Genomic DNA, 3,601 nt, shown 5'->3' with positions numbered 1-3,601 from the left:
GCGGGCAGGATCCATCCCCGCCCTCGAGGCCCCCCGGACTCTCCATCGCCCGGGCTTCATCGCTCGACCACAGCCCGCCGTCATCGAGAACGTGGATCCGACGCCCTCCCCGTCGACGGGATGGGAGGAGTCTAGACCGGGCCCGCCCTAGGGCGGGTTCAGGACGCTGACGTGGAGGCGATGTCGTGGGGAAACAGGAGGTTGACGGAAAACGAAAGGACGGCGGCGCATGAACTTGCAGCGCAGCAATTCCCGCTTTCGTCATCCTCCGGCGAGGCGAAGCCGAGACCGGGGGACCCAGCGGCGCGCGAGAGCGCGAAACTGCCGGGAGCTCCGCGGAATACCGCAGCCTGCCTGAACAGATCGCCATCGGCGCCGCTGGGTCCCCCGGTCTGCGCGGCTGCGCCGCTTGCCGGAGGATGACGAAAGCAAGGGAAAGCGATCCGTCCCTCCCCATTCGCTACGCGAACGGGGAGGAGACAGTGAGGGTTACCCCTTCACCCGCCAGGTCGCGCCGGTCGGGCCGTCCATGACGACGACGTTCAGGGCGTTGAGGCGGTCGCGGATGCGGTCGGCTTCGGGCCAGTCCTTCGCGGCGCGGGCGGCGGCGCGTTGCTCCAGCAGGGCTTCGACCTCAGTGCGCAGGGCGTCGGAGACCTCGCCTTCCAGCCAGACGGCGGGATCCGCCTGCAGCACGCCCAGGATGGCTGCCGCGGCGACCAGTTCGCCCCTGGCCCGGGCCACGACGCCGTGGTCGCCGGCGGTCATCGCACGCTCGATCTCGCTGGACAGGGCGAACAGACTGGCCATGGCGCCCGGCGTGTTCAGGTCGTCCTCGATGGCCTTGAGGAAGTCGGCCGGCGGTTCGTCGGTCGAGGCCTCGACGGCGGCGGAGCGGTGCAGCGCCCCGTACAGACGGTCCAGCGCCTTGCGGCTCTGGTCCAGCAGCGACTGGTTCCAGTCGAGCGGCTGACGGTAGTGGGCGCTGAGCAGGGCCCAGCGGACGACCTCGCCCGGCATCGACTGCACCAGATCGTGCAGCAGCAGGACGTTGCCGATCGACTTGGACATCTTCTCGGCGTCGACGGTCAGGAAGCCGTTGTGCATCCAGTAGCGGCTGTATTCGGCGTGGGCCGACGCCTCGTGGGCGTGGCCGTGGGCGCAGACGCCCTGGGCGATTTCGTTCTCATGGTGGGGGAACACAAGGTCGATGCCGCCGCCGTGGATGTCGATCGGCAGGCCCAGGGTCTCCTCGATCATGGCCGAGCATTCGATGTGCCAGCCCGGACGCCCCGCGCCCCACGGCGACGGCCAGGAGGGTTCGCCCTCCTTCGACGGCTTCCACAGCACGAAGTCGTGCGGGTTCTTCTTGTAGGGAGCGACCTCGACCCGGGCCCCGGCGATCATGTCGTCGAGGTTGCGGCCCGACAGCCGGCCGTAGGTCTCGTAGGAGGAGACGTCGAACAGGACATGGCCCTCGGCGGCGTAGGCGCAGCCGTGGTCCATGATGGCGCCGATCTGCCGGACGATGGCGTCCATGTGGTCGGTGACGTGGGGGGCGATGTCCGGCGGCGAGACGTTGAGCCGGCCCATGTCCTCGAGATAGGCCGCCTCGTAACGCGAAGTGACGTCGCCGATGGGCGTGCCTTCCCTGGCGGCTTTGGCGTTGATCTTGTCGTCCACGTCGGTGACGTTGCGCGCATAGACGACGGCGTCCGCGCCGTAGGTCCGGCGCAGCAGCCGCACCAGCACGTCGAACACCACCGGCGGGCGGGCGTTGCCGATATGGGCGTAGTCATAGACCGTCGGGCCGCAGACATAGAGTGTCACCCGGCCGGGGTCGCGCGGCTCGAACACACGCTTTTCGCGGTGAAGGGTGTCGTAAATCGTCAGCGGCATGAGGAGTCTTTGCGGGAGAGTTTTCTTGCGGGACGGACGGGCGGTCCCATATACGCCGCCAAGCTGATAAACAGTCCCTCGCGACTTACAAAGCCGCGCGTTCGAGAACCGTCCCATGAGCCTCACCCCCGCCAAGCCCGTTCTGGTCGGCGACAACGACCCGGCGACGACGCGCCCGTCGCGCGAGGAGGCCCTGAAGGCCGTGCGGACCCTGCTGGCCTGGGCCGGCGACGATCCCGACCGTCCGGGCCTGATCGACACGCCCAAGCGGGTGGTCGACGCCTATGGCGAATGGTTCGACGGCTATGACGCCGATGTCGAGAAGGAGCTGAGCCGCACCTTCGAGGACGTGCAGGGCTATGACGACATGGTGCTGCTGCGCGACATCGAGGTCGAGAGCCATTGCGAGCATCACATGGCCCCGTTCCTGGGCAAGGCCTATGTCGCCTACATCCCGAACGAGAAGGTGGTCGGCATCTCCAAGCTGGCGCGGGTGGTCGAGATCTTCTCGCGCCGGCTGCAGACCCAGGAAACCCTGACCCAGTTGATCGCCGAGGCCATCGAATCGCACCTGCAGCCGCACGGCGTGGCCATACTGATCGACGCCGAACACCAGTGCATGACCACGCGCGGCGTGCACCACCGCCACGTTTCGACCATCACCACCCGGTTCACTGGCGCCTTCAAGTCCGATGGGGCGCTGAAGGACCGGTTCCTGAAGCTCGCCAAGGGCTGATCGGCTCGCCTGGGAGGCGTAAAGCGAAGGCGGAACCCGCGAGGGAACCGACTTCGGTCCGAACCCGCTTTACAAGCCGGGCCGGGGACGCCAAGAGACGGTCCGAAGCTTTCAGCGTCGCTCGCCGCGTTTCGCGCCGGGCCTGATGGAGAACCAAAGCGGATGGCCGCCAAACTTTCCGGACCCGGTGGTGGCAAAGCCCACACCATTGAACAGAACGCCGACATCAACGTCACGCCGTTCGTCGACATCATGCTGGTGCTGCTGATCATCTTCATGGTCGCCGCGCCGATGGCGACCGTGTCGATCCGCCTCGACCTGCCGCCGGCGGTGCCCCCGCCCCCTGACGCGCCGCAGAAGGATCCGGTGTACATCACCGTCCAGGAAACCGGCTCGATCTTCATCGCCGACAAGCAGTCCAGCCTTGAAGGCCTCTCGGCCGACGTCTGCGCCGCCCTCGGCGGCGGCGACCCGGCCTGCAAGCAGGAGCGCGTGTTCGTCCGCGCCGACCCGGAAGTCACCTACAACCAGTTCATGGAAGTCATGAACGAGCTGCAGGCCAAGGGCTTCTTCAAGGTCGGCCTGCTGAACGAAGACATCGAATAGGGTTTTCGCCCGTTCCAACGATCAAGGGCCGCGTCCGGCGAGGACGCGGCCCTTTTTCTTTGGGCGGCCCCCCTGCTTTCGTCATCCTCCGGCGAGCGCAGCGATACCGGGGGACCCAGCGGCGCCGAAGGCGACCTGTGCACGCAGGCTGTTGCAGACGGCGGCGCACCGTCAGGGTCGCGCTCGCGCGCGCCGCTGGGTCCCCCGGTCTGCGCGGCGCGCCGCTTGCCGGAGGATGACGAAAGCTGCGGAGTGGGGTGCTGCTACTGCACCGACTGGCGGGGGCGGTCGGGGGTCGCGGCCGGGGCGGCGGCGGCCGGTTGGTAGGGCCGTTCGCCGGCCGGTTCAGCCTGGGCGGCC

At 68.0% G+C, this 3,601-nt stretch carries 3 protein-coding genes; 2 read left to right on the top strand and 1 reads right to left on the bottom strand.

Annotation, left to right across the window (positions count from 1 at the left end; all coding sequences use genetic code 11):
* Positions 1-489: 489 nt before the first annotated feature.
* On the bottom strand, positions 490-1,899 hold the full coding sequence (cysS, locus tag V6M45_RS06510; protein WP_332654833.1) for a cysteine--tRNA ligase: 1,410 nt from the start codon (positions 1,897-1,899) through the stop codon (positions 490-492).
* A 115-nt stretch (positions 1,900-2,014) separates the two neighbouring features.
* Between cysS and folE the strand changes: the two genes are divergently transcribed.
* A complete protein-coding gene (gene folE / locus V6M45_RS06505; RefSeq protein WP_332654832.1) occupies positions 2,015-2,635 on the top strand; it encodes a GTP cyclohydrolase I FolE in 621 nt (206 codons plus the stop codon).
* Positions 2,636-2,797: 162 nt separating this feature from the next.
* Entirely contained in the window at positions 2,798-3,241 is a 444-nt protein-coding gene (locus tag V6M45_RS06500) for a biopolymer transporter ExbD (RefSeq protein WP_332654831.1), read from the top strand.
* Positions 3,242-3,601 lie beyond the last annotated feature (360 nt).

This window comes from Brevundimonas sp. (assembly GCF_036676055.1).
In the GTDB taxonomy this organism is placed as follows: Bacteria; Pseudomonadota; Alphaproteobacteria; order Caulobacterales; family Caulobacteraceae; genus Brevundimonas.
This window is presented reverse-complemented; position numbering and strand designations above follow the sequence as displayed.

Coding starts and splice junctions, on each gene's coding strand:
- V6M45_RS06500 (WP_332654831.1), top strand. CDS start 2,798: ATGGCCGCCAAACTTTCCGGACCCGGTGGTGGCAAAGCCCACACCATT.
- folE (WP_332654832.1), top strand. CDS start 2,015: ATGAGCCTCACCCCCGCCAAGCCCGTTCTGGTCGGCGACAACGACCCG.
- cysS (WP_332654833.1), bottom strand. CDS start 1,899: ATGCCGCTGACGATTTACGACACCCTTCACCGCGAAAAGCGTGTGTTC.